The sequence below is a fragment of the Marinobacter sp. OP 3.4 genome, assembly GCF_036224885.1.
GTDB lineage: Bacteria > Pseudomonadota > Gammaproteobacteria > Pseudomonadales > Oleiphilaceae > Marinobacter.
The window spans coordinates 1-4,151 of sequence record NZ_JAVVLT010000068.1; the positions used below are offsets into that span (position 1 = coordinate 1).

At 44.8% G+C, this 4,151-nt stretch carries 4 protein-coding genes; 3 read left to right on the top strand and 1 reads right to left on the bottom strand.

Annotated elements, in window-relative coordinates:
• Positions 1-25 precede the first annotated feature (25 nt).
• Positions 26-325, bottom strand: coding sequence for a site-specific integrase (locus tag RO069_RS12310; RefSeq protein ID WP_328187864.1), 300 nt, complete (start codon positions 323-325; stop codon positions 26-28).
• A 975-nt stretch (positions 326-1,300) separates the two neighbouring features.
• Here RO069_RS12310 and RO069_RS12315 point away from each other — a divergent pair.
• From RO069_RS12315 to RO069_RS12325, 3 genes are all read left to right on the top strand, one after another.
• The gene (locus RO069_RS12315) at positions 1,301-1,780 is read left to right on the top strand and encodes a YqhA family protein (RefSeq protein ID WP_011786640.1); all 480 of its coding nucleotides are present in this window, start codon (positions 1,301-1,303) and stop codon (positions 1,778-1,780) included.
• 100 nt (positions 1,781-1,880) lie between these two features.
• Positions 1,881-2,528 (top strand): GNAT family N-acetyltransferase, encoded by a 648-nt coding sequence (locus tag RO069_RS12320; protein WP_015278138.1) that lies wholly within the window; start codon positions 1,881-1,883, stop codon positions 2,526-2,528.
• A 96-nt stretch (positions 2,529-2,624) separates the two neighbouring features.
• The gene (locus RO069_RS12325) at positions 2,625-4,094 is read left to right on the top strand and encodes an AAA family ATPase (protein WP_328187866.1); all 1,470 of its coding nucleotides are present in this window, start codon (positions 2,625-2,627) and stop codon (positions 4,092-4,094) included.
• The last annotated feature ends 57 nt before the right edge of the window (positions 4,095-4,151 follow it).

Here is a 4,151-nt window from a genome sequence, read left to right on the forward strand (position 1 = left end):
CGAAAAGCAGTATTTTAAGCAGCTGTCAGGCGTCTAGGATATCGGGGGCTTGCCAGTTTTCAATCTCCCGCTTCAGCACATGCTTGTAGACAAAAATAATCGCGCATAGCGCCTGATTTTGAGTGCCCGGACTGACTCCCCGATTGACGGCGAGGTGATTCAGGAAACGCTCAATTTCGTGATTACCCATGACTTTTGGGTGCTTCTTGTCATTGAAAAGGATGAACTGACGAACCCAGTAAAGATAGGACTTCTCGGTTCGGTAGCTGTACTGCTTTGTCCTAATTTCTGTGCGGACCGATTGTAGAAACGGTGATTTCGACACGCTCGCCCTCCGTGGCTGAATGCTGTATGTACGTACAGTTATAATAAAAAACACCCAAAAACGCCAAAATTCTTGCGGCTTAATTTGCACGGCCCTGCTCGCTTTTCACAATGCATCTCTGTAGGTATCTGTTTCAGCATGGGAAAAATTCGACCCACTGGATTTAACGTGCAAAAACGTGCATAAATATCCCGCGTGCACACTTTTCACAGAACCAAAAGCTCAAAAGCCCCCTGAGATGGAGGGGTAATGATCTGAAAAATCGAGGTTATTCAGGTTGTGAAGCAGTATTGGACTGGGTGATGGTGTTGCGGTTTAATAAGAAAGCAAACTAATAAGCTGTTAGCTGCTACTACCTCGTTCCTTTTGGGTAGCTTGGTGCCACCGTCCTTGGCCGAAAGCGGGTAGCATAACCGGCAAGGTTCGTGGTTTTGCCAAGGCCGGTCCTTAGAGTCCGCGTCCAGGTTGGTTGCTCAATCGGTCGCAGGTGTTGGTGTAGAAATCGGTGTTCGCCTTGCGGGGCTATCCACCGAAAATACGGTCCGGATCTGCTAATCTTGAGTTCAGGTTCGTTCACCGCATCAAAGGCGGTGTTTAAACACAGTGCATCGGCATTTGTCGGTGCCAGAGGGCATCGGAGCAAGCTGTCATGTTGGTTGCCAGGGATCAGGGTTCATCGCACTCTCGGTACTCTCAGCTAACCAAACCAATCACGGCGACGGTTACTGCATTGCGGCTGCGCCTCCATTCCGTAACCGCGCGTGTTGGTCGGCGTTAGTGGCTTTTCTCCAGGTCATGTCAGGGTCACGAACGTTTGAAGTAATCCAGCAGTAATCCGACAGCTCCAGTGTTCGGCTAACGCCGTAGAAAGCACAATCTAGAGGTTGATTAACGAGATAGTAGATGGTCCGGTGAAACCGACTAAGAGAAAATTGTGAGTCTGTAACTGACGTTGTGACGCGGCCCGGAGAAATTATGATCGAGAGAGTTTTCAGAAGTAGTCGGTTTATGGTGTGGGTGGCAGTCGTTATCTGTGCGGTGTCATCTTTGCTCTTGTATGGTGCCTCGGTTAACATAATCTGGAATACCGCACTGGATGTAGTACGTGATATACCTGTCTCTGCTGACGACGGCAAGAGCCTCGCGGTTCGCCTCCTGAAGCTGTTGGATCTCCTGCTGATCGCTATTACTTTTCAGATCATGGCGGTTAGCCTGTATCGTCTGTTCATCCGTCCGGTGTCTGATGATGACAGAGAATCCCAAAACCCTCTGGACATTAAGAGCTTCCATGATTTGAAGATAACAGTAAGCCAAGTGGCTGTTGTGATACTGGTGGTTCTGTTCCTTGAGCAGGCGGTAGAGATTGGCGCTACGATCGCTACGTTATACTTTGGTGCTGCCATCGGTATCATTATTTTGGCCTCGGTATTCGCGTGGAAGAATATGAAAGACTGATGCACAGCACGCGGTTAGACGTCACCTGCTGGTTGCCTGAACTAGAGAGGCAACCACTCCGCAGAGAATGTAGGCGGCCAACGCTTCATGGGAGCCTGCTTTGGGCAAGAGCCAACGTCACGGGCGTCTGCCACTAACCAATCCAAGCATAGCGACACCATTTCGGTTGCGGCTTCGCCTTCACTACAAAGCTGCGCGTGTTGGCGGCGTTATGCGCATCCATAGAGAGGGTACTCTTATTATTGAAATCAGGAAGGCAGAAAAAGCGGACGTTCCTGCGATACTCGACCTTGTTCGAGGAAAAGCGGAATTCGATGGGTGTTTGAATTCGCTTCAATCTACGGAAGCTGACATTGAGGAAGCTTTCTTCTCCGAACAACCCAAGGCGTTTGCGCTCTTGGCCATGAAGTCAGGCGAGGCCGTGGGTATCGCGACGTACTACAGTATCTATTCCACGTTCATTGCCAAGCCTGGCATCTGGCTAGACGATCTGTTTGTCTATCCGCAGTTCCGGGGAAGCGGTGTGGGCGAAGCTCTACTCTCAGAGCTGTGTATCCTCGCTCAGAATACTGGCTGCGGGCGTATTGACTGGATCGTGGCTACCGACAATGATCGAGGAAGGAGCTTCTACGAGCGCTCGGGCGCTCGGATATTCGAAGAGGTACGGCGTGCCCGGTTAGATGAATGTGCGATCAACGCACTTGCAGAGAAAGCGCATAACAAAGCAATGCACCCGACAAGCGGGTGATTGCGGCGTTAGTTGCTAAGGCAAGCTATCTGACTATCTCACAGGGTTCTGAGAATTCAAATATCTAAATTCGGTGTTGGAAATTTATTAAATTTTATGAAAAGTATTAACTTATTATCTCTTTCTCAGGCTCATGAGTCATTAGCTCCTGACGAGTACAAGTCATTCAGAGAGCACTATGAAATAGATATTGATGATGCAGAGTTGGGTGATATAAAAGTATTGATAAACGAGATGTTATCTCTGTTGTCATTTGTCAACATTTACAATGATTTTTATGTTGGCTATAAAATACAACACATAAGCAAAGAGTTTGACTTGCTCCGCTTTGGGTCAAATTACATAGTAAATGTTGAGATTAAAAATGAAAGCACTGAAGAAAAGATAAAAAATCAGTTAACGAGAAACAAATATTATCTTCACCATATTAATAAAGTCATCCACAACTATTGTTTTGTTGCTACAAGCAAGGTTTTATATCAATTGAACTCTTCGGGTGATATCGAAACCGTACCATTAGAATCGCTAGTCCAGTTGTTGACTAGTCAAAACTTAATTAAGCTCGAAAGCCCTGATGTTCTTTTCAACCCTTCTGACTATCTGGTCTCTCCATTTAATTCAACGACCAAGTTTCTAGCTGGACAGTATTTTCTGACTGGACAGCAAGAGACAATAAAAAATCAAATTACTAAAAACATCACGAGCTCTTCAGCCTCTGTTATTTCACTAACTGGAGCAGCAGGCACAGGAAAAACTTTGTTGACATACGATATTGTAAAGTCTCGTATGGGGGCTATGAAAACCGTAGTTGTGCATTGTGGGCAGTTGAATGATGGGCACCAAAGGCTAATCAACTCAGGCTGGCATATCGTCTCCATAAGAGATTTTAGAAATTACGACTTGACCAATGTCGATCTAGTTGTAGTCGATGAAACACAACGAATATACGCAAATCAGTTCGACAAGTTAATAGCAGAAGCAGCGTCGAAAAATACCCATTGTATTTTTTCATATGACAGGCAGCAAACACTATCAAGGTCCGAAGCGCATACAAATATTGAAGGCAAGATTAATTCTATTGTTGGTGCTTACAAATATAGCTTGTCGGACAAAATAAGGACAAACAAAGAGATTGCGAATTTCATTAAAGTGCTATTCGATAATAAAAGAAACAATATAGCTGTATCAAATTGTGGGAATATTGACTTCGATTACTTTACCGACTCATCAAATGTTAAAAATTATATCTCCCTGATAAGTAGCGAGGGCTGGGAGGTTCTACGGTTGACGCCATCTCAATATAACAATGAACACCATGAGTCATATTCTGAAGTTACTAGTAAGAATTCACATCGGGTCATTGGCCAAGAGTTTGACAATGTTGCAGTGGTAATAGATGAATACTTCTCTTATGGAGCTGATGGAAAGCTAATCTATACCTCAAGAACATACTATGATTCAGTGAAAATGTTATTTCAAAATATAACTAGAACTAGAAAAAAGCTAAAACTAATAATAATAGGAAATAGACAGATTCTAAACCGGTGTTTGTCAGTTATGAAATAAGCCTAGTGTCCCGTTCGGTTAATTCGCGCGCTTATTGTCAATTAAGCTCAGCTTTGC